The sequence below is a fragment of the Lysobacter sp. SCRH-1R genome, from assembly GCF_057747855.1.
The window spans coordinates 2,317,693-2,340,965 of record NZ_CM173227.1; the positions used below are offsets into that span (position 1 = coordinate 2,317,693).

The 23,273-nt window shown below is 68.9% G+C and carries 23 protein-coding genes; 12 read left to right on the forward strand and 11 right to left on the reverse strand.

The window, feature by feature from the left end; all coding sequences use genetic code 11:
• Positions 1 to 2: 2 nt before the first annotated feature.
• Both AC3ANK_RS10415 and AC3ANK_RS10420 read right to left on the reverse strand, forming a co-directional pair.
• The gene (locus tag AC3ANK_RS10415) at positions 3 to 344 is read right to left on the reverse strand and encodes a cupin domain-containing protein (RefSeq protein ID WP_206860738.1); all 342 of its coding nucleotides are present in this window, start codon (positions 342 to 344) and stop codon (positions 3 to 5) included.
• A 3-nt stretch (positions 345 to 347) separates the two neighbouring features.
• Complete coding sequence (locus AC3ANK_RS10420; RefSeq protein WP_206860739.1) at positions 348 to 620, reverse strand: GlsB/YeaQ/YmgE family stress response membrane protein; 273 nt, start codon at positions 618 to 620, stop codon at positions 348 to 350.
• 125 nt (positions 621 to 745) lie between these two features.
• Here AC3ANK_RS10420 and AC3ANK_RS10425 point away from each other — a divergent pair, with 125 nt between their 5' ends.
• Positions 746 to 1,225 (forward strand): MgtC/SapB family protein, encoded by a 480-nt coding sequence (locus AC3ANK_RS10425; protein ID WP_484171098.1) that lies wholly within the window; start codon positions 746 to 748, stop codon positions 1,223 to 1,225.
• A 190-nt stretch (positions 1,226 to 1,415) separates the two neighbouring features.
• Positions 1,416 to 3,155, forward strand: coding sequence for an ABC1 kinase family protein (locus tag AC3ANK_RS10430; RefSeq protein ID WP_484171099.1), 1,740 nt, complete (start codon positions 1,416 to 1,418; stop codon positions 3,153 to 3,155).
• 36 nt (positions 3,156 to 3,191) lie between these two features.
• Here the strand turns inward: AC3ANK_RS10430 and AC3ANK_RS10435 are convergent, their stop codons facing one another.
• Together AC3ANK_RS10435 and AC3ANK_RS10440 are read right to left on the reverse strand one after the other, a co-directional pair.
• Complete coding sequence (locus AC3ANK_RS10435) at positions 3,192 to 3,602, reverse strand: VOC family protein (protein WP_206860742.1); 411 nt, start codon at positions 3,600 to 3,602, stop codon at positions 3,192 to 3,194.
• A 46-nt stretch (positions 3,603 to 3,648) separates the two neighbouring features.
• Positions 3,649 to 4,113 carry a helix-turn-helix transcriptional regulator gene (locus AC3ANK_RS10440; protein ID WP_484171100.1) on the reverse strand — a complete coding sequence of 155 codons (465 nt, stop codon included), beginning with the start codon at positions 4,111 to 4,113 and terminating at the stop codon, positions 3,649 to 3,651.
• Positions 4,114 to 4,273: 160 nt separating this feature from the next.
• Here AC3ANK_RS10440 and AC3ANK_RS10445 point away from each other — a divergent pair, with 160 nt between their 5' ends.
• The gene (locus AC3ANK_RS10445) at positions 4,274 to 4,687 is read left to right on the forward strand and encodes a CBS domain-containing protein (RefSeq protein WP_206860743.1); all 414 of its coding nucleotides are present in this window, start codon (positions 4,274 to 4,276) and stop codon (positions 4,685 to 4,687) included.
• A gap of 10 nt (positions 4,688 to 4,697) precedes the next feature.
• The gene (locus AC3ANK_RS10450; RefSeq protein WP_484171101.1) at positions 4,698 to 5,351 is read left to right on the forward strand and encodes a DUF4142 domain-containing protein; all 654 of its coding nucleotides are present in this window, start codon (positions 4,698 to 4,700) and stop codon (positions 5,349 to 5,351) included.
• Between the two features lie 87 nt (positions 5,352 to 5,438).
• Here the strand turns inward: AC3ANK_RS10450 and AC3ANK_RS10455 are convergent, their stop codons facing one another.
• Positions 5,439 to 5,798, reverse strand: coding sequence for a hypothetical protein (locus AC3ANK_RS10455; RefSeq protein WP_206860745.1), 360 nt, complete (start codon positions 5,796 to 5,798; stop codon positions 5,439 to 5,441).
• 299 nt (positions 5,799 to 6,097) lie between these two features.
• Here AC3ANK_RS10455 and AC3ANK_RS10460 point away from each other — a divergent pair, with 299 nt between their 5' ends.
• Both AC3ANK_RS10460 and AC3ANK_RS10465 read left to right on the forward strand, forming a co-directional pair.
• Entirely contained in the window at positions 6,098 to 7,420 is a 1,323-nt protein-coding gene (locus AC3ANK_RS10460) for a sigma 54-interacting transcriptional regulator (RefSeq protein WP_206860746.1), read from the forward strand.
• Positions 7,417 to 7,632, forward strand: a complete 216-nt coding sequence (locus AC3ANK_RS10465) for a hypothetical protein (protein WP_206860747.1) — start codon at positions 7,417 to 7,419, stop codon at positions 7,630 to 7,632. The genes AC3ANK_RS10460 and AC3ANK_RS10465 overlap by 4 nt, the downstream gene beginning before the upstream one ends.
• Before the next feature lie 141 nt (positions 7,633 to 7,773).
• Here AC3ANK_RS10465 and AC3ANK_RS10470 read toward each other — a convergent pair whose 3' ends face one another.
• From AC3ANK_RS10470 to AC3ANK_RS10480, 3 genes are all read right to left on the reverse strand, one after another.
• Positions 7,774 to 9,078 (reverse strand): BON domain-containing protein, encoded by a 1,305-nt coding sequence (locus AC3ANK_RS10470; RefSeq protein ID WP_484171102.1) that lies wholly within the window; start codon positions 9,076 to 9,078, stop codon positions 7,774 to 7,776.
• A gap of 585 nt (positions 9,079 to 9,663) precedes the next feature.
• Positions 9,664 to 11,463 carry a transmembrane repetitive protein gene (locus AC3ANK_RS10475; RefSeq protein WP_484171103.1) on the reverse strand — a complete coding sequence of 600 codons (1,800 nt, stop codon included), beginning with the start codon at positions 11,461 to 11,463 and terminating at the stop codon, positions 9,664 to 9,666.
• A gap of 19 nt (positions 11,464 to 11,482) precedes the next feature.
• Positions 11,483 to 12,079, reverse strand: a complete 597-nt coding sequence (locus AC3ANK_RS10480) for an NfuA family Fe-S biogenesis protein (protein WP_206860750.1) — start codon at positions 12,077 to 12,079, stop codon at positions 11,483 to 11,485.
• Positions 12,080 to 12,200: 121 nt separating this feature from the next.
• On the opposite strand from AC3ANK_RS10480, the gene AC3ANK_RS10485 reads away from it, so the two are divergent.
• Both AC3ANK_RS10485 and AC3ANK_RS10490 read left to right on the forward strand, forming a co-directional pair.
• On the forward strand, positions 12,201 to 12,542 hold the full coding sequence (locus AC3ANK_RS10485) for a 4a-hydroxytetrahydrobiopterin dehydratase (protein ID WP_206860751.1): 342 nt from the start codon (positions 12,201 to 12,203) through the stop codon (positions 12,540 to 12,542).
• A gap of 24 nt (positions 12,543 to 12,566) precedes the next feature.
• Positions 12,567 to 12,995: an energy transducer TonB gene (locus AC3ANK_RS10490; RefSeq protein WP_484171104.1), complete on the forward strand. Its 429-nt coding sequence runs from the start codon at positions 12,567 to 12,569 to the stop codon at positions 12,993 to 12,995.
• Between the two features lie 3 nt (positions 12,996 to 12,998).
• On the opposite strand, the gene AC3ANK_RS10495 is transcribed toward AC3ANK_RS10490, so the two are convergent.
• Positions 12,999 to 13,298 (reverse strand): HigA family addiction module antitoxin, encoded by a 300-nt coding sequence (locus tag AC3ANK_RS10495; RefSeq protein WP_484171105.1) that lies wholly within the window; start codon positions 13,296 to 13,298, stop codon positions 12,999 to 13,001.
• Positions 13,299 to 13,331: 33 nt separating this feature from the next.
• Entirely contained in the window at positions 13,332 to 14,330 is a 999-nt protein-coding gene (locus AC3ANK_RS10500) for an RluA family pseudouridine synthase (RefSeq protein WP_206860754.1), read from the reverse strand.
• Positions 14,331 to 14,771: 441 nt separating this feature from the next.
• Here AC3ANK_RS10500 and rne point away from each other — a divergent pair, with 441 nt between their 5' ends.
• Positions 14,772 to 18,020 carry a ribonuclease E gene (gene rne, locus AC3ANK_RS10505; RefSeq protein WP_484171106.1) on the forward strand — a complete coding sequence of 1,083 codons (3,249 nt, stop codon included), beginning with the start codon at positions 14,772 to 14,774 and terminating at the stop codon, positions 18,018 to 18,020.
• A 139-nt stretch (positions 18,021 to 18,159) separates the two neighbouring features.
• Here the strand turns inward: rne and AC3ANK_RS10510 are convergent, their stop codons facing one another.
• Positions 18,160 to 18,807: a response regulator gene (locus tag AC3ANK_RS10510; protein WP_206860756.1), complete on the reverse strand. Its 648-nt coding sequence runs from the start codon at positions 18,805 to 18,807 to the stop codon at positions 18,160 to 18,162.
• A 118-nt stretch (positions 18,808 to 18,925) separates the two neighbouring features.
• Here AC3ANK_RS10510 and AC3ANK_RS10515 point away from each other — a divergent pair, with 118 nt between their 5' ends.
• From AC3ANK_RS10515 to AC3ANK_RS10525, 3 genes are all read left to right on the forward strand, one after another.
• Positions 18,926 to 19,855 carry a M28 family metallopeptidase gene (locus AC3ANK_RS10515; protein WP_206860757.1) on the forward strand — a complete coding sequence of 310 codons (930 nt, stop codon included), beginning with the start codon at positions 18,926 to 18,928 and terminating at the stop codon, positions 19,853 to 19,855.
• A 52-nt stretch (positions 19,856 to 19,907) separates the two neighbouring features.
• Complete coding sequence (locus AC3ANK_RS10520) at positions 19,908 to 20,717, forward strand: isocitrate lyase/PEP mutase family protein (RefSeq protein ID WP_206860758.1); 810 nt, start codon at positions 19,908 to 19,910, stop codon at positions 20,715 to 20,717.
• A 285-nt stretch (positions 20,718 to 21,002) separates the two neighbouring features.
• A complete protein-coding gene (locus tag AC3ANK_RS10525) occupies positions 21,003 to 23,273 on the forward strand; it encodes a type VI secretion system Vgr family protein (protein WP_484171107.1) in 2,271 nt (756 codons plus the stop codon).

Here is a 23,273-nt window from a genome sequence, read left to right on the forward strand (position 1 = left end):
CCTCACTTGCGACCTGCGGACAACGGCTCCTCGTCCCGGTCGTATGCCGGCGGATAGTAGAAATTGACGGTCGCCAGGCGTGTGCGCCCGGTGTTGCGGATCTCGTGGCGCTCGCCGCGCTCGATCACCAGCAGGCTGCCCGCTTTCAGGGGCTGGCGACGTCCTTCGACGATCGCCAGCCCCGTGCCCGATACCACGTACAGCCACTGGTCCGCGCCGCGATGCCGGTTGTCCGGACCGCCTTCGCTATCGCCCGGTGCGATGACCATTTCGGCCGCCTGCACCTTGCGCACGTCGAAGGCCACGCGGAATCCGGTTCCGAAGCGGAACCGCTTGTGCTTCATGCGTCAGCGGGCGCGACCGCGCGTGAACAGGTTCACGATGGCAAGCAGCACCACCGCGCCCAGCAGCGACAGCAAGAGGCCGGCGATGCTGAAGTTCCCGTCGTTGATGTCGCCGCCGCCGATGCCCAGCATGCTGCCGAGCCAGCCGCCGATGAAGGCGCCGATGATGCCGACGACGATGTTGAGGATGATGCCCTGCTGCGCATCGCGACGCATGATGAGGCTGGCCAGCCAGCCGACGATGCCACCCACGATCAACCAGATGATGATGCCCATGGTGCTGTCCTCCGCTCCCGTCCTGATGTGCCGCGGATGGTAGGAATGGTGTCGTGAGCGGCGCGTGTGGAGCGCACCGGCCGTCCGTGACGGCGCCTACACGCCCCGGCTTCCACCGTGGGTGGATGGACTGGACCCTGCAACTGCTCGTCCTGCGCGACGCGGCGCTGGCGATGCTGCTGGGCGGCGCGGTCGGCTTCGAGCGGGAGTTGAAGAACCGCCCGGCCGGGTTCCGCACGCACATGCTGGTTGGCGGCGCGGCGGCGCTGCTGGTGGGGTTGGGGCAGCTGGTGATCACCGACCACCGCCTCGACAGCGTGCAGCACCTGACGATGGATCCGCTGCGCCTGGTCGAAGCCGTCATCGCCGGCGTGTCGTTCATCGGCGCTGGCACGATCTTCGCGCGGCGCGGTTCGCAGGTGGTGGTGGGCATCACCACGGCGGCGTCGATCCTGATGGTCGCGGTGATCGGCGTGATGTGCGGCTTCCGCTATCACCTGCTCGCGACGCTGGCGACGGTGCTGGCGCTGATCGTGCTGACGCTGATCGCGTGGGTGGAGCGGCGGATCCCGTCCGACGGCGATCCCGGCGCGAAGAGCGGGTGACTGACGCCGGCCGCCGCGCGTGAAGCGCGCGGCGGCCGGGGCTCACGAAGCCTTAGCACCGTCCTCCTATGCTGGAGCCCGTTCGCGGCGACGCGACGCACGCTCCATGCGCACGCAGCGCACCACCCGCGGCATGCGGACGCGGGTTGCAACGACACCCGCATTCCCCCGCACGACGGAGCCCGATCGAATGCCAGACGCCCTGCCCGCGCCCTCGCTCTCCGCGATTCCCAAGCCGCGCGATGCCACCAGCACGCAGGCCAACGGCCTGGCGCGCACCGGCCGCATCCTGCGGTTCCTGATGCGCTATCGCGGCACCGGCGTGTTCACCGGGCTGGACCTGCGTTCCTCCACCGCGGTCGCCGGCGAGGTCGACGTCGCCGACCAGCGGCCAGAGCAGTTCGTGAAGGACCTCGAAGCGCTGGGCCCCACCTTCATCAAGCTCGGCCAAGCGCTGTCCACGCGCACCGACCTGGTGCCGCCGGCGTACCTCGCCGCGCTCACGCGCATGCAGAGCCAGGTCACGCCGGTCGAATTCGATGCGATCCGCACGCAGGTGGAAACCTCACTCGAACGCCCCATCGACGAGACTTTCGCGTGGTTCGATCCCTCGCCGCTGGGCTCGGCCTCGCTGGCGCAGGTGCATCGCGCGCGGTTGCTCGACGGTCGTCCCGTCGCGGTGAAGGTGCAGCGGCCCGGCGTCGCGGAGGAAGTGCGGCAGGACCTCGCGGTGCTCGATTCGATCGCCACCGGTGTCGACCACACCACCGGGCTCGGCCAGCGCGTGCGGTTCTCCGACTGGGTGCACGAGTTCCGCAAGGCGCTGGTGGGCGAGCTCGACTACACGCTGGAAGCGGCGAACCTGGAGCGCTTCTCCGAACATCTGGCCGCATACCCCGACCTGCTGATCCCGCGTCCGGTGTGGCCGCTCACGCGCACCCGCGTGCTGGTGATGGACCTGGTCAACGGCGATCCGCTCGATGCCCACGGCCTCTCGCGCGTGCGGCCGGACGCGCTGGAAGGACTGTGCGAATCGCTGCTGCGCGGTTACCTCGACCAGATGTTCGTGCATGGCGAGATCCATGCCGACCCGCATCCGGGCAACCTGCTGCTCACCGACGACGGCCGCCTCGCGGTGATCGATCTTGGCATGGTCGTGCACGTGCCGCCGCGCCAGCGCACGCGTCTGCTGAAGCTGATGTTCTCGGCGGTGGAAGGCCGCGGCGACGATGCGGCGGACGAGGTCATCGCGCTCGGCACGCGGCTGGAAACCTTCGACGAGGAGCGCTACCTGCGCGAATCCGGCCAGCTCATCGCGCGCTACGCCGCGCATGCCGGATTGAAGGACCATTCCGAAGGCCGGCTGATGCTCGACCTCACCCGCATCGGCGCGATGTGCGGCTTGCGCACGCCGCCCGAACTCAGCCTGCTCGGCCGCACGCTGCTGCACCTGGAAGGCGTGTGCCGGCTGCTGGCGCCGCAATTGAACGTGCAGAAGGTCATCGAGAGCCACATGCCGACGATGATCACCGCGCAGATCAGGCGCTCGCTGTCGATGCCCGCGCTCGCGGTGGAAGCGGTCGAACTGCAGGGCCTGGTGCAGGACGCGCCGCGCAAGCTGTCCGCGGCGCTGTCGCTGCTCGCGGAGAACCGCCTGCAGGTGCGCATCACCGGCCTGCAGGAATCGCGTTTGATGGAGAACCTGCAGAAGATCGCCAACCGAATCGCCGCGGGCGTGGTGGTCGCCGCGCTGATCCTCGCCTCGGCGATGCTGCTGCGCGGCAGCGGCCCGGGCACGACGAACCGCTACGAATGGCTGGCGCTGGTGCTGTTCCTGGTCGCGACGGCGCTGGGGCTGGCGCTGGTGATCAGCGCGCTGTTCCGCGACCGCAAGGCGCGACCGCGCGAGGAACGCGGGCCGCGCACGTGATTGGCGGGGTTCCCGACACCGGGGTGTCCTGCGCCCTCAGCGCACCTGGTTGATGCGCACGTGGTTGCCGGCCGGATCGCGGAACGCGCAATCGCGCACGCCGTAGGGCTGGTCGGTCGGTTCCTGGATCACCTCCGCCCCGCTCGCCTGCACCTTCTCGAAGGTGGCGTCGAGGTCGCGGCTGGCGAGGATGATCATCGCGTAGGTGCCCTTGGCCATCATCTCCACGAGCGTGCGCCGCTCCTGCTCGGTGATGCCGGGCGTGATCGCCGGCGGCGTCAGCACGATGTTCGTTTCCGGCTGGCCCTTCGGCCCGACGGTGATCCAGCGCAGCCCGCCGTAATCGACGTCGTTGCGCACTTCGAAGCCGAGCGTGTCGCGATAGAAGCCCAGCGCCGCGTCGGGATCGTTGTGCGGCAGGAAGGTGGAGTGGATGGTGAGGTCCATGGGGTCGGTCTCCTGACTGGATGAAGGCGGTGGAATGTCCACCCGTTCAGTCTAGGGCCGGCGCATCGGCGGGCGCTTCTTCATTCCTGACCAGTGCGGACCGGACCGGTCGCGTGACCTGCCTGGCGACGCAGGCAGGCATGCCGTCGGCCGCCCCGCCCCGTTGGCGACGGTAGGCGCTGGGCGGCATGCCGACCAGTTCGGCGAAGCGCGTGCTGAAGGTGCCCAGCGAGGAACAGCCCACTTCGAAACACACCTGGGTGACGCTCATGTCGCCGCGACGCAGCAGCGCCATCGCGCGCTCGATGCGGCGCGTCATCAGGTAGCTGTAGGGCGATTCGCCGAAGGCCAGCTTGAATTGCCGACTCAGGTGCCCGGCCGACATGTGCACGCCACGGGCGAGCGCTTCCACGTCGAGCGGCCTGGCGTACTCGCGGTCCATGCGGTCGCGCACCCGGCGCAAGCGCGCGAGGTCGCGAAGGTGGAGGTCGTCGGCGTCGGGAACGTTCACCGGCGCGATCCTGTCATGCGACGGCGGGAACGCTCAAGCGCGCAGCCGCTCGCGGGAGGCCGCCCGTCGCGGATTCACGTCGAATGTGCGGCGGCTTCACGCGCGACGAATCGCGCCGGTGCGAAGGTTCCGGTTTCGACCCCCGCAATGGAGCACGCCCATGAAAGTCGCGCAGATCATGAACACCGACGTCTTCCTGACCGCGCCGAACCGCAGCATCCGCGAAGCCGCCGAGACGATGCAGCGCATGGACGTGGGCAGCCTGCCGGTCGGCGACGGCGATCGCCTGGTCGGCATGGTGACCGACCGCGACATCGCCGTCCGCGCCGTCGCCCGCGGCCTCAACGCCGACACGCCGGTGCGCGACGTGATGACGCAGGACATCCGCTACTGCTTCGACGACCAGGACGTCGACGACGTCGCGCGCAACATGGCCGACCTGCAGGTGCGCCGCCTCCCGGTGATCAACCGCGACAAGCGGCTGGTCGGCTTCGTATCGCTGGCGGACTTCGCGCACGGCGCGGACAACGGCGCCACCGAGGAGCTGGTCAAGGGCGTCGCGACGCCTCACTGACGTTCGCGCGATGCGCTCCTTCGCGCCGCTCCTGATCGTCGCGATGGCGGCCGTGGCGTTCGCCGGCTGCCATCGCGACCAGGCAACGCCGGCGGACACGACCCCGCCCGCGTCGCAGCAGCCATCGACCGACGCGACGGGCGCGGGCACGACGGCGTCGGACACGCACACCAGCGCCGACCGGCCACCGCCCGCTCCCGCTCCGCCGCCATCGCAGGGCGTGTCGCTGGCGCTCGTCGCCGCGCTGGACGAGCACGAGATCGCCGCCGCCGAACAGGCGCGCGAAAAGAAGTTGCACGCGCCGGTGCGCGAGTACGCCGACCTGCTGCACCGCGAGCACAGCGAGAACCTGGCGGCGTTGCGCGCGATCGCTTCGGGCGAACCGCCGATCGGCATGGAAATTACGACGGAAGTGCACGCACTGGTGGGCCGCGGCAAGGCGGAACTCGATGCGTTGTCGGAGAAGTCCGGCGCGGCGTACGAACGCGCCTGGCTGGAAGCGATGGTCGCGGGCCATGTCGATGCGTTGGCGCTGCTCGACACGCGGCTGATCCCCGCCGCGCAGGACGAATCGGTCCGCAATTTCCTCAACAACACGCGCGACCACATGGCGATGCACCTGGAGCGCGGGCGGGCGTTGCTCGAGGGCAAGGCGCCGCGCTGAGGCCTTCGTCATTCCGCAAGGGCGGGCATTACTCCAGCCGCACCTCCGTGTGCGGCATGATTCGACACGACGGTATCGTCGTCTCCTTCAGCGGATCGTCGCGAACCCGAAGCGCGGCTCCTGTTCGTACGAACGCGGCGCGTGCCGCTCGGACAGCCGCGTCCACGCGGCCATCGCAACGGGCAGCGCCTCGTTCCAGTCCAGCCGCGAATTGCCGCGCACCCGCACGTAGCACAGCTGCAGGTTGTCGGCCATGTCGTCGAAGTCCTGGCCGTGGCCGCGCAGGTACGCGTCCAGCCCGAGTTTCAGCGCCGGCAGGTAATCCTCGCTGCGGAAGCGCGGGACGTAATTGCGGTAGTGCCGCATCCAGTACGAGATCTCCTCGTCGATATCCACCGCTTCCACCACGGTCGAATGTTCCCCGTAATACAGCTTGGCGTTCATCATCTCTCTCTCCCTGCAATGTCTGTGGTCAGCGCGGTGCGTCGGAACCGGCCTCACCGGTGCGACATCACAAGCATGAGCAACTTGCATGCCATGTTGCTGTCCCACGGGACATCGCGCGAAGGACGCGTGAAAAATCTTCGCGAACATGACACTACGCACACCGAGGTGCGCCGCTGCGCGCCTTCACGGCGTGAAGGCGTCGCACTTCGCGTGAAGATGTTTCCTTCGCCGTTGAACGTTCTTCAAGGCGCCTTAACTTCGACGCGCATAGGCTGACGGCCTCAAGAGGGAGATCTCCAGTGCCGGCATCCTTGTTGATCGTCGATGACGATCGCGACTTCACTGCGTCCGCGGCCGACTTCGCGCGCCTGCGCGGATTCCAGCCCTACGTGGCGCATTCCATCGAGCAGTCGCGGCAGTTCAGCCACCTGCCGCCGCTCGATCTGCTGCTGCTCGACCTGGAACTGCCCGACGGAAACGGCATGGATCTGCTCGACGACCCGGCGCTCCCGGAACACGACCACGCGGTGATCGTCACCGGCCAGCCGTCGGTGGAATCGGCGATCCAGGCCGTGTCGCGCCCCGTCTACGATTACCTGCTGAAGCCGCTGTGCCCGGAGCAGTTCGACGCCCTGCTCTCCCAGGCCGCCGCCGCGTACGCGCGTTCGCGCAGCGCGCAGATGCGGTTCGGGATGGTCGGCGCCTGCGAGGCGATGCGGCAGGTGATGGAGGACATCGAACGCGTCGCGCCCTCCGAGGCTTCGGTGCTGATCACCGGCGAAAGCGGCACCGGCAAGGAACTCGTCGCGCGCGCCGTGCACACGCGCAGCGGCCGGCATGGCGCGTTCGTGGCGGTGAACGCGGGCGCGATCTCGCCGGAACTGCTCGCCAGCCATCTGTTCGGCCACGAACGCGGCAGCTTCACCGGCGCCAATGCGCGCCACGCCGGCTACTTCGAACAGGCGCACGGCGGCACGCTGTTCCTGGACGAGATCACCGAGATGCCGATGGCGTTGCAGGTGTACCTGCTGCGCGTGCTGGAAACCGGCACCGTCACACGCGTGGGCGGCAGCGAGAACATCCCGGTGGACGTGCGCATCGTCGCGGCCACCAACCGCGATCCGCATGCCGCGCTCGACGCCGGCACGCTGCGCGAGGACCTGTATTACCGGCTGGCCGATTTCACCATCGCGCTGCCGAACCTGCGCGAACGGGGCGAGGACGTGCCGATGCTGGCGCAGCATTTCCTCGACCTGCTCAACGTGCGCCATGCGACCAACAAACGTTTCGCCGACGGCACCGACCGCACCCTGCGTCGCCATGCGTGGCCGGGCAACGTGCGCGAGCTGCGCAGCGCGGTGCAGCGCGCATTCCTTGGCAGCGACGACGGCATCGTGCGGATGCGGCCGAATTCGCGACGCATGCGCGCGAGCGACGCGGACCCGGGCTCGGTGACGTTCACCGTCGGCATGACGTACGCCGAGATCGAACACGAAATGCTCAGCCGCACCCTCGCCTACTTCGACAACGATCGCACGCGCACGGCGCGCGCGCTCGGCGTGAGCGTGCGCACCATCCACAACCAGCTTGCGCGCCTGCGCGCGCGGGATGCGGACGCGTGAACGCGACCACGCCGCTCGACGAAGCGGCCGAACGCCGCTGGCGGCACGGCCTTCGCAACGAACTCAACGTGATCACCATGGCCGTCTCCACGGCGCTGGCGATGCTGGACCACGGCGCGGACCCGGAACGCGTGCGCGAACACCTCAAGCGCGCCGAGGCGGGCTGCCGGCGCTGCCGCGACCTGGTGACGGAGCCGGAGAAGCAGGAGTGAGGAGAGAGAAGTGAGGAGTGGCCGGTGGCGCTCGCCGTTCACTTTCCGACATCCCGCTTCTCACTCCTCCAATGACTTCCACAATGGAAAGGCCCGCGATTCGCGGGCCTTTCCGTGCATTCCCAGCGTGACCGTCACGTCTCAGTGCTGGGACGACGCACCCTGGTTGTCGCCGCCGCCGCGGGTGGACGATCCGGTCGTGCCGCTCGCGCTGGTGCTGCTGGCGCCCTGCTTCGACGAAGCCGAGGTGCGGCCCTGCGTCGTCGACGATTCGCCCATGCGCTGCTGTTCGCTGCCCGAACGCTGCGACTGCACCTGGATGCGGTTCTCGACCTGCTTCACGCCGCTGCTCGCATCGGCCAGGTCTTCGGCGCGGTGCTTCATCCAGCGCTCGGCGACCGTGCCTTCCAGCGTGATCACACCATTGACGCAGCGCACGGTGATCTCGGTCGCGTCGAGGTAATCGTCCTCGGTCAGGCGCTCGTTGATGTCCTCCAGCAGGCGTTCGTCCGAACGCGTGTAGGAACGCGGGCCCATGCCGCGATAGTTGCGCCCCTGCTGGCCGCGCTGCGACATGCCGGTCATCGCCCGATGACGGCTGCCGGCGCCGAAGGACTGCGCGCCTTCGGTGTCGGAGGCGTAACCGGTCACGTAGCCACTCGTGCCGTACTGCCCGCCATACGCCTGTTCGTCGGCGTAACCGGACGACATGCCGTAGCCTTCGCCATAGCCGCGCTCCCAGTTGCGGCTGCCGGCGCGACGGCCCGATTCGCCGCCTTCGTAACCGCGATATTCGCGCCCGCTGCCATAGCCGTGCGAGCCGAAGCTGCGTTCGCCCTGCCCGTAGGCCTGCGTGCCGGAGCCGCGCTGGTTGCTGTAATCCTGCTGGCCTTCGTAGCGGCGCTGGCTGCCGTATTCGGTGCCGTACGCGCGATTACGGCCCTGGCCGCCGTAGTCGTCGCCGTACTGCTGCGAGCCGTAACCCTGGCCGTAGCTCTGCCCGCCATAACCCTGGCTGGTGTAGCCCTGGTTGCCGTATTCGCGGTTGCTGCCGTAATCGCCGCGTCCGCGCTCGCCGAACTGGCCGCTGAAGTCGCGGTCGCGTCCGTACTCGCTGCTGCCGTAGCGTTCGAATTCGTTGCTGCCCTGCGCGCCGTAGGTGCCCTGCTCGCCCCAGCGCTGCGATTCGCGCCGGCCCTGCGACCAGTCCTGTTCATCGCGGCCCATGCCGCTGCCGTACTGGCGGCCCATGCGTGCGGCCGAGCCGGTCTCGTAATCGCCGGCATAACGCCCCTGCGTGCGGCCGTAGCTGGTGTCGTCCCAGTCTTCGCCGGCGCCCCAGCGGCGCGCGCCCTGCCCGTAATCGGAACGGCCGCCCATCCCCGATTCATGGCGCTGCTGGCGCAGCCGTTCTTCGTAGCGCGTGGAAACATCACGTTCGTTCATCGTTCCTCTCCTTCCACTCAACCAAGCACGTCCCGTTTCCAGGGCACGCGCGCCGAGCCGCATCGCGTCTTGCGCAACGGCCTTCAATTCACCGGTTCCCGATCGCTCGTCAGGCACTGGACTACCCTCCTGTGTGGATGCATGCCCTGCAGATGGATGTATCGCCGCACCGCGGATGCGCTGCGTGCGTCGCGGATCTCGCGCGCTTGAAGCGGCAAGCGCTCGCAGGCGGACTGTGCCGCGCGGCATGTAAAGACTGCGCGGACATCGTTCAGCCACGACGTAACAAGCCGTGGATGCGAAGGCGGATTCATGCGTGACGGTTCGAAGCGTGAGACGGCTACGAAAACGCGCCGCAAAACGCATGCCAGCGCGCGCACGCTTCAGCACGGCGTGCGCGGGTGCGAGTGCCGAGAAATCTTTCCGGCGCCGAAATTCTTGCCGTCGAGGTTTGCGCGAGGCGCTGCACGCGCGTGCGATCGTCGGGGCGCGTGCGATTGGCGACCGGTGCCGCTTCGTGAGGGGTGCGAGACTTCGCGTGCGCGATGAACGCGCTGAATGCGCGTCATCGCATGTCGCCGCCGGTTACGGCCTCACGCTGCCGTTGTCTTCCTGCAGTTCCGGCTTGAAGGGAATATCCGGCGGCGGGCGCGCTTGCGCTTCCTGGTCGTTGAGGTTCGGATCGCTCAGGCCGCAGGCGCCGCCCAGGCCGAGCATCGACACCACGCACTCGATGCGCTTGTTCGTGCCGGGAATCGGGATCGCCACCTTCTGGATGCCCTTGCGCACCCATTCGGCGAGCAGGGTTTCGTCCGGCACCCAGTACTTGTCGAACGATGTGGGTTCGAAATCGGTCGGCTTGCGCTTGAGCCAGGTGCCGGAGCGGTCGAGGTCGCGGATTTCCTGGGTGATCGCGCCCGGCGGCTGGCCCGGCGAGGCGGAACCGGTGGGTTCCGGCACGCGCAGGCTGCCGTCGCGGTTGTACAGGCCCGGGGTAAGGCCGCGCTGTCCGCCCGGCGCGTTGCGCGTGCTCTCACCCCAGTCATCGCCGCGACGCGGCGTGGACCAGGTGCCCGGCGATGGCGTGGGCCGCGGACCCGCCCCCGCCGTCGCGGGCTGCGTGCCGCGACCGGCGGTGGGCGGTGCGGTACCCGAAGGCGCCGCCGCACCGGGTGCGGCGGACGGCGCGGCAGTGCTCGGTGCGGCCGGCGATTGGCTCGCCGAAGGCGCCGGCGTGGTCGCGGCGGTGCTCGCCGGGGCGGCGGCGGACGGCGCCGGAGCCGACGGCGCCGGAGCTGGCGCGGGCGGTGCAGGCGTCGGTGGCGTGGGCACTTCGCGTGTCCGCACGGTCTGCTCGGCCGCGCGCACCTGCGGCGTCGGCACGGTGGGTTCGGGCAACGTGGGCGTCGGCACGCGCGCGACCGGCGCCGGGATTTCGCGAACCGCGATGTCGCGCGTGCGCTGTTCGATGGCCGGCGCGGCGATGTCGCGCGGCGCGATCTGCGGGCGCACCGGCTGCACCGGTTCGGCGACCTCCGCCGTCCGCACCGGCGGCACCGGCGTGGTCAGCTCCGGCGCGGCGAGCGTCGGCTCGGCCGGCTGGCGACGCGTGGGCGGCAGCACGAAGACCTGCGGCGCGTCCGGCACCGGCTCGCTCACGGTCACGGCCTGCTCGACCTGCGGCACCGGCGGCGGGAGTTGCGGCTCGGGCACTTCGCGTTGCGCGACGTCGGGCAGCGGCGCGTCGATCGTCGGCGTCGGCACGGGGGGCGTCGGCACCGACGGCGCGGGCGGTGGCTGCGGCGCGGGTTCGGCGGCGGCCGTCTGTTCGGCGGGCGTGGGCTGTTGCGCGGGCGCAGGTTGCGCGGGCGCCTGCGTCGCCTCGGGCTGCTGCGTGGGTTCGTTCGCGCCGCCGCCCGGTTCCTCCGGCGTGCCGGTGCCGATGTACTCGATCATCGTCACCTCCTCGCCCTGCGGCGGCGGCGCGCTGGCGGCCATGAAGCGCAGGTACATCAGGTACAGCAGCAGCGCGCCGAAGAAGATGTGCCAGAAGATCGTGAACGTCGCCGCGAACCAGTGCGTGCGGCGATCGTACTTGTCCCAGCGGTCGGCATCGCGCGACCAGTCCTGGCGCATCAGCGTGGTGAATGCCTGCCAGCGCGTGAGGTCGCGCAGGCGCCGCGGGCGTTCGGCCAGCGGTCGCTGCAGGAACACGGCGATGATGGCGTCCGCGGTCGCGCCGCGCACCTCGCCCATGCGCTGTGCCATGCCGTCGAACCACGCCTGCCAGCCCGGCGGGAAGTCGCCCGGCTTGCGGCGCAGGTGCGGCGCGATGAGCTGCAGTCTTCGCTGCAGTGCGTGGATCAGATCGGCGGCGGAGAACATCTACGTCGCCGGTTCCGCGTCAGGCCGCGCTGTCGCGGCGGATGTAGGGTGCGTCGCCGGTGGCGTGGTCGGTCGCGTCGCGCACCGCCGTCACGCCGGGCACCTTGCTCAGCAGCGTCTTCTCGATGCCCTGCTTCAACGTCACGTCGGCCATGCCGCAACCGTGGCAACCGCCGCCGAAGCGCAGCACCACGACGCCCTCGGCGGTGACTTCCTGCACCGACACGTGGCCGCGATGCGAGGCGAGCTGCGGATTGATTTCCTGTTCGACGATCCAGTGCACGCGCTCGACCAGCGAGGCCGACTCGGCCGGCGCCTCGCCCTTGATCTTCGGCGCGCGGATCTGCAGCTGGCCGCCGGTGGACTGGGTTTCGTAATCGATCTCCGCGCCGTCGAGGAACTTCACGCTGGCCGCGTCGAGCCACATCGTGAAGCCTTCGCAGTCCACCGCCCATTCGTCGCCCTGCAGGTCGCCGGGCTCGGCGAACTCCAGCCGCACGTCGGCGCGCGGCGTTCCGGCGTGGACCGCGGAGAGACGAACGCCAAGGCCGGGCAAGGACTCGCGCTCGATCAGCTTGCGGAAGTGACGCTGGGCGGATTCGGAAATATTGATCATGGCGGTATTCTACCGGGGTCCACGCATTCAGATGGCGCGGTCGTCACCCGCGATCGCCGACGATGCGTTCCATTCAGTCGGCCTGCATTCGATCGGCCCGTCCCGCAAGGAGCCTTACGCCGTGAACGACCTGATTCCCCTCGCCCAGGCCCACTGCATCGCCCGGCGCGGCTCCGAGCACCGCCTCAGCGAAGCGAGGGTGCGCGAACTGCTGCCGCAGATCCCGGGTTGGGAGATCGTCGAGGACGGCCACGCCATCGCCAAGACGTTCCGATTCGGCAACTACCACGAAACGATGGCCTTCGTGAACGCGCTGGCCTTCGTGGCCCATCGCGAGGACCACCATCCCGACCTTGGCGTGCATTACGACCGCTGCGTCGTGCGCTATTCGACGCACGACGTCGGCGGCCTGAGCGAGAACGACTTCATCTGCGCGGCCAAGGCCGAAGCCCTGGTCGACTGACCGCACACGCCCGAGGTTGCCTGCATGGACGTTTCCCGCATTCACATCGCGCTCGTCGCCGGCTTCGCGTTTTCGCTCGTTTCGCTGGCCGCGTGCCAGCCGCAACAGCCGCCCGCGCCGCCGGTGCCGACGACCGAACTGCTGGCCGTCGACACCCCGCCGCCGGGTTATCCCGAAGAACTGGCCTGCGACAACGTCGGCGGCCAGGTGGTGCTGGCGATGACGGTGGGCATCGACGGCAAGCCGAGTTCGGTCGAAGTCTTCCGCGGCAGCGGCAACGTCGCGCTCGACAAGGCGGCGCTGGAGGGCGTGCGCGGCTGGACGTTCAAGCCCGCCACCCGCGGCGGCCAGCCGCAACCCACGCGCCTGCAGGTGCCGGTGAACTTCAATCCGCCGCAGGTGCGTCCGCAGTCGTGCTTCGTGCTGGACGAGCAGCGCCGCCGCGGCGGCTGAGCCTCACGCCGCCTGGTTCGACCCGGGCCTGATCTTCGCGATCTCGGCGCCGTGCAGGTCGCGCTCGACGCCGATTTCGTAATCGCGCTGCAGGTTGATCCAGAACGCATCCGACTGCCGGAAGTAACGCGACAGCCGCAGCGCGGTATCGACCGAAATGACGCGACGCCCCGCGAGGATCTCGCCGATGCGCGTCTGCGGGCACGCCAATGTCGCGCGCGAGCCGTTAGGCGGTGACCTCCACGGCTCGAGGAATTCCTCCCTGAGCACTTCGCCCGGATGGGGATAGGGAACCGTACGCATGGCGTTCCTCTTGCTCAGCAGGCCAGTGGTGGCTCACGCCAGCCGGTCGAGCACGTCGATCAGCTCCGGCGCCAGCGGGGCGTTGAGCAGATACGGGGTCTTGCCGTCGTCCAGCGCGAACTCCAGCGTGGAGGCGTGCAGGAACAGCCGCTTGAGGCCCACCTGCTCGCGCAGGCGCTTGTTGGCGTCCACCTCGCCGTACTTGTCGTCGCCCGCGATGGGGTGGCCGATGTGCTGGGCGTGGACGCGGATCTGGTGGGTGCGGCCGGTCTCGATCCGCACCTCGCAATAGGACTGCCCGCCGCGACGTTCGAGCACCTTGAAGTGGCTCAGCGACGGCTTGCCGGCCGGGTTCACCTGGACGTGCCGCTCGCCACCCTGGCGCAGGCCGATGTGAAGCGGGGCGTCGACGGCCATCACGCCGTCGGGCATGCGGCCGGTGAGCAGCGCCAGATAGCGCTTGGAGATGCCGCCGTCCTCGCGCATCAGCGCCTGCAGCTCGGTCAGCGCGGAGCGCTTCTTGGCGATGACGAGCAGGCCCGAGGTGTCGCGATCGAGCCGGTGGACCAACTCCAGCGTCTGCCCCGGTCGCAGCGCACGCAGCGATTCGATCGCGCCGTGGCTGATCCCGCTGCCCCCATGGCTGGCCAGGCCGGAGGGCTTGTTGAGCGCGAGCAGGCGGGCGTCCTCGTAGACGATCGCCGCTTCCAACGCGTCCAGCAGGCCCTTCGGAGGCGCCGGGCGGTCGCCGGTGTCGCCCAGCCGGACCGGCGGGATGCGCACTTCGTCCCCGCCCTCGAGCTTGCGTTCGGCCTTGGCACGGCCGCCGTTCACGCGGACCTGTCCGGACCGCACGATCTTGTAGACCAGCGAGCGCGGGGCGCCCTTCAGCTGGCCCAAAAGGAAGTTGTCCAGGCGCTGCCCGGCGCGGTCGTCCGGCACGCGCACCGTACGCACCTGGGCGGCATCGTTGGCCGGGCGTGGCTCGGCGGCAGTCCGGCCCGGCCGGTTCTTCGGGTCTGAATGGGTCATCCTGCGGGGGTTATCTGTTACACTCGCGACGCGAGATAAGGTTTTGATTTCGCAGGAAGTTGCACTCCAAAGGCCGAAAGCCCTTTCCTGCGATTCCGGTCCGCGCCTAGCCACTGCCCCCGGGGCAGCCATGTTAGCAGCGATGGCCCGGCGGAACCCGACCTCGCCGGCGCGGGTCAAACCGCCCGTGATGAACACGTCCCGCGCGGCCTTCGCGCCGCCGGTCCCTAAGTTGTCCGGAAGAAACAATTAAGCGCTCCCGCGGCGTGCCGTGGTGTCGTAGCGCTGGAAAACTTGAGGCCGCAGCGCCAGGCCCCGCATCCAATGCGACCGGCGCGCGGCTTGCGGTATCCAGAGGCGAAACGCCCCACGGCGTTCCGCGGCTGCAGGACGCATGCGTCCTGCGCCGACCACGCGCAGGAGCGCGCGAGGAACGCAACAATGAAGCGAATGCTGATCAACGCGACGCAGGCGGAAGAACTGCGCGTTGCCATCGTCGATGGCCAGACCCTGTACGACATCGACATCGAACAGCCGGCCAAGGAACAGAAGAAGTCCAACATCTACAAGGGCCGCATCACCCGGCTCGAACCCTCCCTCGAAGCCGCCTTCGTCGATTACGGCGCCGAGCGCCACGGCTTCCTGCCGCTGAAGGAAATCTCCCGCGACTATTTCCAGGCCGGCGTCGACCACAACAAGGCCGGCCTGCGCGAACTGCTGCGCGAAGGCCAGGAAATCGTCGTCCAGGTGGACAAGGAAGAACGCGGCAACAAGGGCGCGGCGCTGACCACGTTCATCTCGCTGGCCGGCCGCTACATGGTGCTGATGCCCAATTCGCCCACCGCCGGCGGCGTGTCGCGCCGCATCGAGGGCGAGGACCGCGCGGAGCTCAAGCGCGCCATGGACGCGCTGAACATCCCCGACGACATGGGCGTGATCATCCGCACCGCCGGCGTCGGTCGCGATGCCGAAGAGCTCCAGTGGGACCTCGACTACCTGCTGCAGGTGTGGAAGTCCGTCGCCGAGGCCGCGCTGAGCAAGCCCGGCCCGTTCCTGATCTACCAGGAATCGCGCCTGATCATCCGCGCCCTGCGCGACTACATGCGCCCCGACATCGGGGAGATCCTCGTCGACACGCCCGAGATGTACGCCGAGGCGCGCGATTTCGTCGAGCAGGTGATGCCGCACAACCTGCGCAAGCTCAAGCACTACACCGACGACACGCCGCTGTTCAACCGCTTCCAGATCGAATCGCAGATCGAGAACGCCTACGAGCGTGAAGTGCGCCTGCCCTCCGGCGGCGCGCTGGTCATCGACCAGACCGAGGCGCTGACCGCGATCGACGTGAACTCGGCGCGCGCCACCAAGGGCGGCGACATCGAGGAAACCGCGTTCAACACCAACCTTGAGGCGGCCGAGGAAGTCGCGCGCCAGATGCGCCTGCGCGACCTCGGTGGACTGGTGGTGATCGACTTCATCGACATGGCCTCGAACAAGCACCAGCGCGAGGTCGAGAACCGTCTGGCGCATGCGCTCAGGCAGGACCGCGCGCGCGTGCAGATCGGCCGCATCTCGCGTTTCGGCCTGCTCGAACTGAGCCGCCAGCGCCTGCGTCCCTCGCTGGGCGAATCCAGCCAGCTGGTCTGCCCGCGCTGCGAAGGCCACGGCCGCATGCGCAGCGTGGAGTCGCTGTCGCTGTCGATCCTGCGCCTGGCCGAGGAACACGCGATGAAGGAAAACACCGGCCAGGTGCTGGTGCAGGCGCCGACGGAGATCGCCAATTACCTGCTGAACGAGAAGCGCCGCGCGCTGAGCGAGATCGAGAAGCGCCACGACGCGCCGATCGTCATCGTCGCCGACGAGCAGCTGCACACCCCCCACTACGAAGTCACGCGCATCCGCGAGAACGAGCTGGGCGAGGAATCGAGCAAGCCGAGCTACCAGCGCGGCACCCCGCGCAAGCTGCCGACGCACGCACTGACCAAGGCCCATCTGAACATTCCGGCCGCGCCGGCGGTCACCAACGTCAAGCCGGCCCAGCCGGCGCCGCTGCGCGAGCCGCGCGAGCAGCCGCCCGCCGCGCCGATGCCCGCACAGGCGCCCGCGCCGGTCGCCGCGCCGACGCATTCGATCGGCGTGGTCGAACGCATCCTGCGTTTCTTCCGTGGTTCCAGCGCGCCGATCGCGGTCGAACCGGCCCCGGCCGCGCGTTCGCAGGACAACCGCGGTGGCCGTAACGACCGCAATGACCGCAACGCGCAGCGTCGCGACGGTCGCAACGGCAAGCAGGGTCGCGACGGTCGTCGCGACGAGCAGCAGTCGCGTCGCGAGGAACAGCGTCGCGACGAGCCGCGCCGCGAGAACAAGGCGCAGCAGCCCCAGCAGCAGAAGCAGCCCAAGCAGCCGCAGGGCCAGCAGCAGCCCAAGCAGCAGAAACAGCCGAAGCCGCAGCAGGCCCAGCAGGCGCAGGTGGACGAGCGCGTCCAGGCGCAGCAGGCCGCCGAGCCGCGTCCGCCGCGCAACGAGCCCAAGCCCGCACCGGTGAAGGCCGAAGCGAAGCAGGACGTCGCCCGTACCGAGGCCGTGAAGCCGGAAACGCCGGCCACCACCGCTGCGGACGTGGCGCTGGTCGCTCCGGCCGTGGTCGCCGCCGCCGTGGCGTCCGACGCGACCGACACCGCGCCGACGACCGCCGCACAGTCCGCCGACACCGTCGCCAACGCCGAAGGCCAGGCGCCGCAGGGCGAAGGCACGGGCGAAGGCGGTGCGCGTCGTCGCCGTGGCCGTCGTGGCGGCCGCCGTCGCCGTCGTGGGGGTGGCGGTGAAGCCGCCTCGGCGAACGACGAGGCGCAGCTGCACGACGATCACGACGACGTGTCGCTCCTCGACGACGAGGACGACGCGATCGAAACGCCGGCCGCCGCCGACGCGACCCAGGCACCCGTCGCGCAGCGCTCGCAGCCGGAGTTCGACTTCGACGACGAACCGTCCACGCCGGCTGCATCCGTGCCGTCGTCCGTGACGCAGGCGCCTGCCGCGCCGGCGCCGAAGGCAGCGGCGTCGAGCCCGGTTGCGACGCCGGCTCAGGCCGCAGTCGCCACCGTCGCGGCCGTCGCCACGGTGGCGATCGAAGAAACCGCCACTCCGAAGCACGAGCCGACCGCGCCGGTCGCGGCCAGCCCGGAACTGGACGCGCCGAAGGACACCCCGGCCGCACCGGCGGTGGTCGTCGAGCCGCCGGCCGTGATGCCCGAGCCCGTCCCGGAACCGGAAAAGGTCGAGGAACCGGTCGTGATCGATCCCGCCCCGGTCGCGCCGGCCGAGGATGCGCGTCCGCCGAAGCAGTCCGAGGCGGAAGTGACCGACTCGCGTCCGCAGGTGGCCGAGCCGGCCGCTGCATCGATCGAAACCAACGGCGGCTTTCCGCGCACCGCGGGGCTGTTCGATTCGCTGCCGCACGACACGCGCGCGCCGGCCGCTGCCGAGACCGCACCCGTTCCGGCGCCGGTGGAAGCCTCGGTGGCGGGCGAAGCGCAGGCCGATGAAACGCGTGCGGAATCCGCTGCGTCGGAGGCGGTCGTCGAGGCGGCCGATGAAGTAGTCGCGCCCTCGCCCGCCGAGGCTGCCGCCGAACACGTCCACGCGGTGAAGGACGAAGCCGAGCGCAAGCAGGAATCCGGGCACGTCTGATCGCGCCCGGTTTCCACGCTGGTATCAGACACCGGCTGCCTTCGGGCAGCCGGTGTTTTTTTGAGCCCTCATCCGGCGAAAGCGTGCCCTTGTTCGCAGCACCACCTTCATTCCCGCCTGGGGAATGAAGGCACCGCCCTCAGATCGCCCGCGTCGGATCCATGATCCCGTACCGGCTCGCAAGCCGTGCCAGCGCAATGCTGTCGGCGATGTCGAGCTTTTCGAACAACCGCGCCTTGTGCGTGTTGACTGTCTTCGCGCTCAGGCTCAAACGCTTGGCGATGGCGTCCTGGCGCAACCCCTGGATCAGCATCAGCGCGATCTCCATCTCGCGCGGCGACAGGCTGTCGAACGGCGAAGCGCCGCCGTCGATGCCCGCCAGTGCGAGGTTCTGCGCGATGCCGCTGGCGAGGTAACGCTTGCCGCGCGCGACTTCGCGGATCGCCCGCAGCAGTTCGGCCGCATCGCCGCCCTTGCCGACGTAGCCCGACGCGCCGGCTTCCAGCAGGCGCTTGGGCATCGGCCCGTCCTGCAGCACCGACACGATGATCACGCGCGAGCCCTGTTCGCCCTTGACGATGCGCTCGGTCACTTCCAGACCGCTCAGCCCCGGCAGGTGCAGGTCGCACAGCACCACGTCCGGCTTGAGCTTGCGGATCAGCGGCAGCGCTTCCTCGCCGCTCTCCGCGTCGCCGACCACTTCGATGTCGTTCTCGCCCGACAGGATCAGGTTCAACCCGGTCCGCACCAGGGCGTGGTCGTCGATGATGAAAACCCGGATCTCCATTCCTACTCTCCGTTACCGTTGCGTGTCGCCCGGGGCTGCACGGGGATGGCCTTCCGGCCCATCCCAAGTCCCCTGCCCTCGGGCACACTGAACCGGATTCTAATGGGGGACCCCACCGATGCACCGATTGTTAGTTGCGACACTTCCGATCCTTTTTCTCAGCGCCTGCGCCACGGCGGACACCGGAAGCCGCCCCGCGACGGCCGCGCAAGCCGCGCGATCGCCGGACACGCAATGGCTCTCCGACGTACGCGCGATCAGCGACGCAGGCCCGAACGCCCAGCGCCGTGAGGCGATCGCCGCCCGCCTGGACGCCCTGAACCTGTCGTGGCGCAAGGCGCCGTTCGAAGCCAACGGCAAGGCCGGCGAGAACCTGATCGCCGACGTCGCCGGCCCCGCAGACGCCCCGATCCTGCTGATCGGCGCGCATTCCGACCGCGTCGCCGTCGGCCACGGCGCGACCGACAACGCGTCCGGCAGCGCGTCCGTGCTCGCGCTGGCCGAGCGCTTCCAGCGCCAGCCGCTGAAGCATCACCGCGTCGCCATCGCGTTCTGGGATCTCGAAGAGGAAGGCCTGCTCGGCTCGAAGGCGTACGTCGCCGACGGTTCCACCAAGCCCGCGCTGTACGTGAACTTCGACGTGTTCGGCTGGGGCGACACGCTGTGGATGATGGCGCCCGCGCAGGGCCAGCAGGCGCTGGTGGACAGCAGCCGCACGGCGACGCAGGCGCTGCGGCTGGGCTTCTCGCCGGGCGAGAAGTACCCGCCGACCGATCACCTGCCCTTCCTGCGCGCCGGCTGGCCGGCGGTGTCGTATTCGCTGGTGGGCGCGACCGAGATCACCCAGGTGCTCGACGCCTACGCCGGCAAGAAATCGCCGACGCCGGCGAAGGTCATGCAGGTGATCCACACCGACCAGGACGTGCTCGGCCAGATCGACGCGCAGGCCGCCGTGCGCGGCGTCGACGCGGTCGAACGCGCGCTGCGCGACTGGGACGCGAAGGCCGCCGCAAGCGCGTCCACCATAACGTCCGAAACCGGCCGGTAAGCATCCCCCGGCTGCCGCACTATCGTCCGTCCCCACACGCACGAGGCCTCCCATGCACGAACGCAACGCCGAACACGCCGCCCGTTTCCGCACGCTGCACACGCAGGGCGTGTTGCGACTGGCCAACGCATGGGATGCCGGCAGCGCCCGACTGATCGAAAGCCTCGGCGCCCCCGCCATCGCCACCACCAGCGCGGGCGTGGCGTGGGCGCACGGCTACGCCGACGGCGATACGTTGCCGATCGAACACCTGCTCGCGACGACGAAGGAAATCGCGCGGGTGATCCGCGTGCCGCTGAGCATGGACATCGAAGGCGGCTATTCGGACGACCCCGCGGTCGTCGCGAACAATGTCGTGCGTGCGGCCGAAGCGGGCGCGGTCGGCATCAACATCGAGGACGGCGGCGGCTCGCCCGAAGCGTTGTGCGCGAAGCTCGCGCGCATCCGCGAAACGCTGGCCGCACGCGGACTGGACGTCTACGTCAACGCGCGTACCGACGTGTACCTGCGCGGCCTCGCGCCGCCGGAGGAACGCGTGGCGATGGTGCTCGAACGCGCCGCGCTTTATCGCGAGGCCGGCGCCGACGGCCTCTTCATTCCCGGTCTGACCGACGCCGGCGCGATCCGCGACGTCGCCGCCGGTGCCGGACTGCCGCTCAACGTGATGCTGCGCCCCGGACTGCCCACACTGGAGGAACTGGAGGCCCTCGGCGTGCGCCGCCTCAGCGCCGGCTCCGACCTGGCGCAGGCCGCGTTCGCGCATGTGGGCGCACTCGCGGGCGCATTCCTGCAGGACGGTCACGCCGCGCCGGGAGAGCGCATGGCATATGGCGAGGTCAATGCGCTGTTCGGCGAGCACTGAGACGCACTGAAGGGCAGCTGCGGTTGTTCCAGCGGTCGCCTTTTCGCGGAATTCCAATCCGCTTGAACCGGTAGACACAAGGCCGGTTTAGAAGACGGCCGGCCATCCGATGCCGGTGCGGCACATCGGCCGACGCCCGATCCCGCCCGTTGCGATGCCCGGCCGATCAGGCGCCTCAGCGTCAACGCCGGAAGCACGACGAGTACGGACTTACGACTTCTTCCGATTGCGAGCCATTTGCAGCAGCCGCTACAAGGATGCTCGCTCACTTCATGGATAAGAAGTATGAAGTCCGATGTAGCCTTCTCCTTCGCGTTGGGCGAAGGACCGGCGCTGGATGTGGTCCGTTTCGAGCTGACCGAAGGTGTTTCGCAAGCGTTCCGGCTGGAGCTGGATCTTTCCAGCGCCGATGACGCGATCGATGCGGCGGAGCTGCTGGATCGCGAAGCGGTGTTCACGATCGAACGCGATGGCGCTGCCGAGCGCACAGTGGTCGGCATCTGCACCGCGTTCGAGCAGTGCGAGACCGGCTTCCGGCTCACTCGATATCGTGCCGTCGTCGAGTCGCCGCTGGCGCGTCTGGCACTGCGTCACAACAGCCGCATCTTCCAGCAGGTCAACGCGCCGGAGATCCTGGCGACGATCCTGCAGGAACACCGCCTGCAGGGCTCGAAGACGACGTTCCTCGGCCATCACGAGCCGCGCGAGTACGCCGTGCAATACCGGGAATTCGATGCGGAGTTCCTGCACCGTTTGGCGACCGAGGAAGGCATCGTCTACTGGCACCAGGCCGAAGGGGCCACCCATTCGCGGCTGGTGTTGACCGATCGCATCGACACCGCGCCGACGCTCGACGGCGAAGTGCTGTACCAGCCTGCACCGGCTGGCGACGCACCACGACCGCACCTGTGGCACTTCGCGCACCGCCGCCAACTTGCGCCCACTCGCGTGACGCAGCGGGACGCGACATTTCACAACCCTCGGTATGACCTGCAGCACGAAGCGAGGCCCTGGAGCCACGACAAGGCCATCGGCGACTATGAGCACTACGACTACCCCGGCCGCTACAAGGCCGACGTCGCGGGCAAGCCCTTTACGCGAACGAAGCTTTCCGGACTTCGTAACCTCGCCGAGCACGCGACCATCGAAGGCGACGACGCGCGCCTGTGGCCCGGCCTGGCATTCGAGCTGACCGGACACCCGACCGAGGCTCTCAATGCCCGCTGGCGCGTGATCACGATGCGTCACCGCGGCGAACAGGCGACCTCGCAGGAAGCCGACGCCGCTGGCGCCGAACACGGCACCCGCTATCGCTACGAAGCCACCGTGGTGCCCGCGCACTACGACTGGAAGCCCGAGCCCGCCCCGCGCCCGGTGATCGAAGGGCCGCAGATCGCCCACGTCGTGGGGCCGCCGGGTGAGGAGATCCACACCGATGTCCACGGGCGAGTGCAGGTGTACTTCCCGTGGGACCGCGAGGGCAACTGGTCGGAGAACAGCACCTGCTGGATCCGCGTGTCGCAAGGCTGGGCGGGGCCGATGTACGGCTTCATGGCGATCCCGCGTATCGGCCATGAAGTGATCGTGAGCTTCATGGAGGGCGACCCCGATCAACCGATCGTCACGGGACGCACCTATCACGCCGCGAACAAGCCGCCCTACGAGCTGCCGCTGCACAAGACGCGAACGACGTTCAAAACCCAGACCCACAAGGGCAAGGGCTACAACGAACTGCGTTTCGAGGACGAAGCCGGCCAGGAAGAAATTTTCGTCCATGCGCAGAAGGACCAGAACATCGTCGTGGAGAACGACGAGACCACGCGCATCGGCCACGACCGCAGCGAGGACGTCGGCAACGACGAGACCATCCAGATCGGCCACGACCGCAAGGAAACCGTCGGCAACGATGAAACCCTGAGCATCGGCCAGGATCGCCGCGAAACGCTGGGCCGCGATCACACGCTGGAGATCGGCCGAATGCGGCAGCTCACCATTGGCAAGGACCTGATCGAGGACGTCGGCAACGTTCGCATCGAGAAGACCGCCTCCGACCGCAAGGTTGAGACCGGCGGCCATTACGAACACAAGGTTGCGGGGCGCCTCGACATCGAAGCCGGCGAGCGCATCACCCAGCGCACGCGCGTGGTCGAACTGAATGCAGGCGACAGCCTGACGTTCCGCGGCCCCGGCGGCTCGATCATCATCGACGATGACGGCATCACGATCGAGGCGATCGAGATCCGGTTCAAGGGGCCGATAGCGGCGGAAACCAAAGGCAGCGGCAACCTGCTTTCCCTGCTGGATCAACAGGTGCATGCGCCGCTGGAAGCCGATTGCGACTACAGCGAGCAGTTCCTCGTTCGTCATCAGCGGACGGGACAACCGCTTGCGCACGTGCCCTATGTGGCTGAGACAGCCGAGGGCGAGCGCTTCGTCGGGCGCACGGACGAAAACGGGCTCACCGCACGTATCCATACTACGCAGCCTCAACAGGTCGTTCTTCGTTGGGGACGTGAGGCGGTTGTGTACCTGCGCCAGCAAGGTATCGAGGGCTGA

What these genes read in the sequence shown, in the direction of transcription:
- AC3ANK_RS10525 (WP_484171107.1), top strand. Translation starts at nt 21,003, where the DNA reads ATGAAGTCCGATGTAGCCTTCTCCTTCGCGTTGGGCGAAGGACCGGCG.
- AC3ANK_RS10490 (WP_484171104.1), top strand. Translation starts at nt 12,567, where the DNA reads ATGGACGTTTCCCGCATTCACATCGCGCTCGTCGCCGGCTTCGCGTTT.
- AC3ANK_RS10480 (WP_206860750.1), bottom strand. Translation starts at nt 12,079, where the DNA reads ATGATCAATATTTCCGAATCCGCCCAGCGTCACTTCCGCAAGCTGATC.
- rne (WP_484171106.1), top strand. Translation starts at nt 14,772, where the DNA reads ATGAAGCGAATGCTGATCAACGCGACGCAGGCGGAAGAACTGCGCGTT.
- AC3ANK_RS10420 (WP_206860739.1), bottom strand. Translation starts at nt 620, where the DNA reads ATGGGCATCATCATCTGGTTGATCGTGGGTGGCATCGTCGGCTGGCTG.
- AC3ANK_RS10430 (WP_484171099.1), top strand. Translation starts at nt 1,416, where the DNA reads ATGCCAGACGCCCTGCCCGCGCCCTCGCTCTCCGCGATTCCCAAGCCG.
- AC3ANK_RS10500 (WP_206860754.1), bottom strand. Translation starts at nt 14,330, where the DNA reads ATGACCCATTCAGACCCGAAGAACCGGCCGGGCCGGACTGCCGCCGAG.
- AC3ANK_RS10475 (WP_484171103.1), bottom strand. Translation starts at nt 11,463, where the DNA reads ATGTTCTCCGCCGCCGATCTGATCCACGCACTGCAGCGAAGACTGCAG.
- AC3ANK_RS10510 (WP_206860756.1), bottom strand. Translation starts at nt 18,807, where the DNA reads ATGGAGATCCGGGTTTTCATCATCGACGACCACGCCCTGGTGCGGACC.
- AC3ANK_RS10435 (WP_206860742.1), bottom strand. Translation starts at nt 3,602, where the DNA reads ATGGACCTCACCATCCACTCCACCTTCCTGCCGCACAACGATCCCGAC.
- AC3ANK_RS10415 (WP_206860738.1), bottom strand. Translation starts at nt 344, where the DNA reads ATGAAGCACAAGCGGTTCCGCTTCGGAACCGGATTCCGCGTGGCCTTC.
- AC3ANK_RS10515 (WP_206860757.1), top strand. Translation starts at nt 18,926, where the DNA reads ATGCACCGATTGTTAGTTGCGACACTTCCGATCCTTTTTCTCAGCGCC.
- AC3ANK_RS10455 (WP_206860745.1), bottom strand. Translation starts at nt 5,798, where the DNA reads ATGATGAACGCCAAGCTGTATTACGGGGAACATTCGACCGTGGTGGAA.
- AC3ANK_RS10520 (WP_206860758.1), top strand. Translation starts at nt 19,908, where the DNA reads ATGCACGAACGCAACGCCGAACACGCCGCCCGTTTCCGCACGCTGCAC.
- AC3ANK_RS10450 (WP_484171101.1), top strand. Translation starts at nt 4,698, where the DNA reads ATGCGCTCCTTCGCGCCGCTCCTGATCGTCGCGATGGCGGCCGTGGCG.
- AC3ANK_RS10470 (WP_484171102.1), bottom strand. Translation starts at nt 9,078, where the DNA reads ATGAACGAACGTGATGTTTCCACGCGCTACGAAGAACGGCTGCGCCAG.
- AC3ANK_RS10495 (WP_484171105.1), bottom strand. Translation starts at nt 13,298, where the DNA reads ATGCGTACGGTTCCCTATCCCCATCCGGGCGAAGTGCTCAGGGAGGAA.
- AC3ANK_RS10425 (WP_484171098.1), top strand. Translation starts at nt 746, where the DNA reads ATGGACTGGACCCTGCAACTGCTCGTCCTGCGCGACGCGGCGCTGGCG.
- AC3ANK_RS10445 (WP_206860743.1), top strand. Translation starts at nt 4,274, where the DNA reads ATGAAAGTCGCGCAGATCATGAACACCGACGTCTTCCTGACCGCGCCG.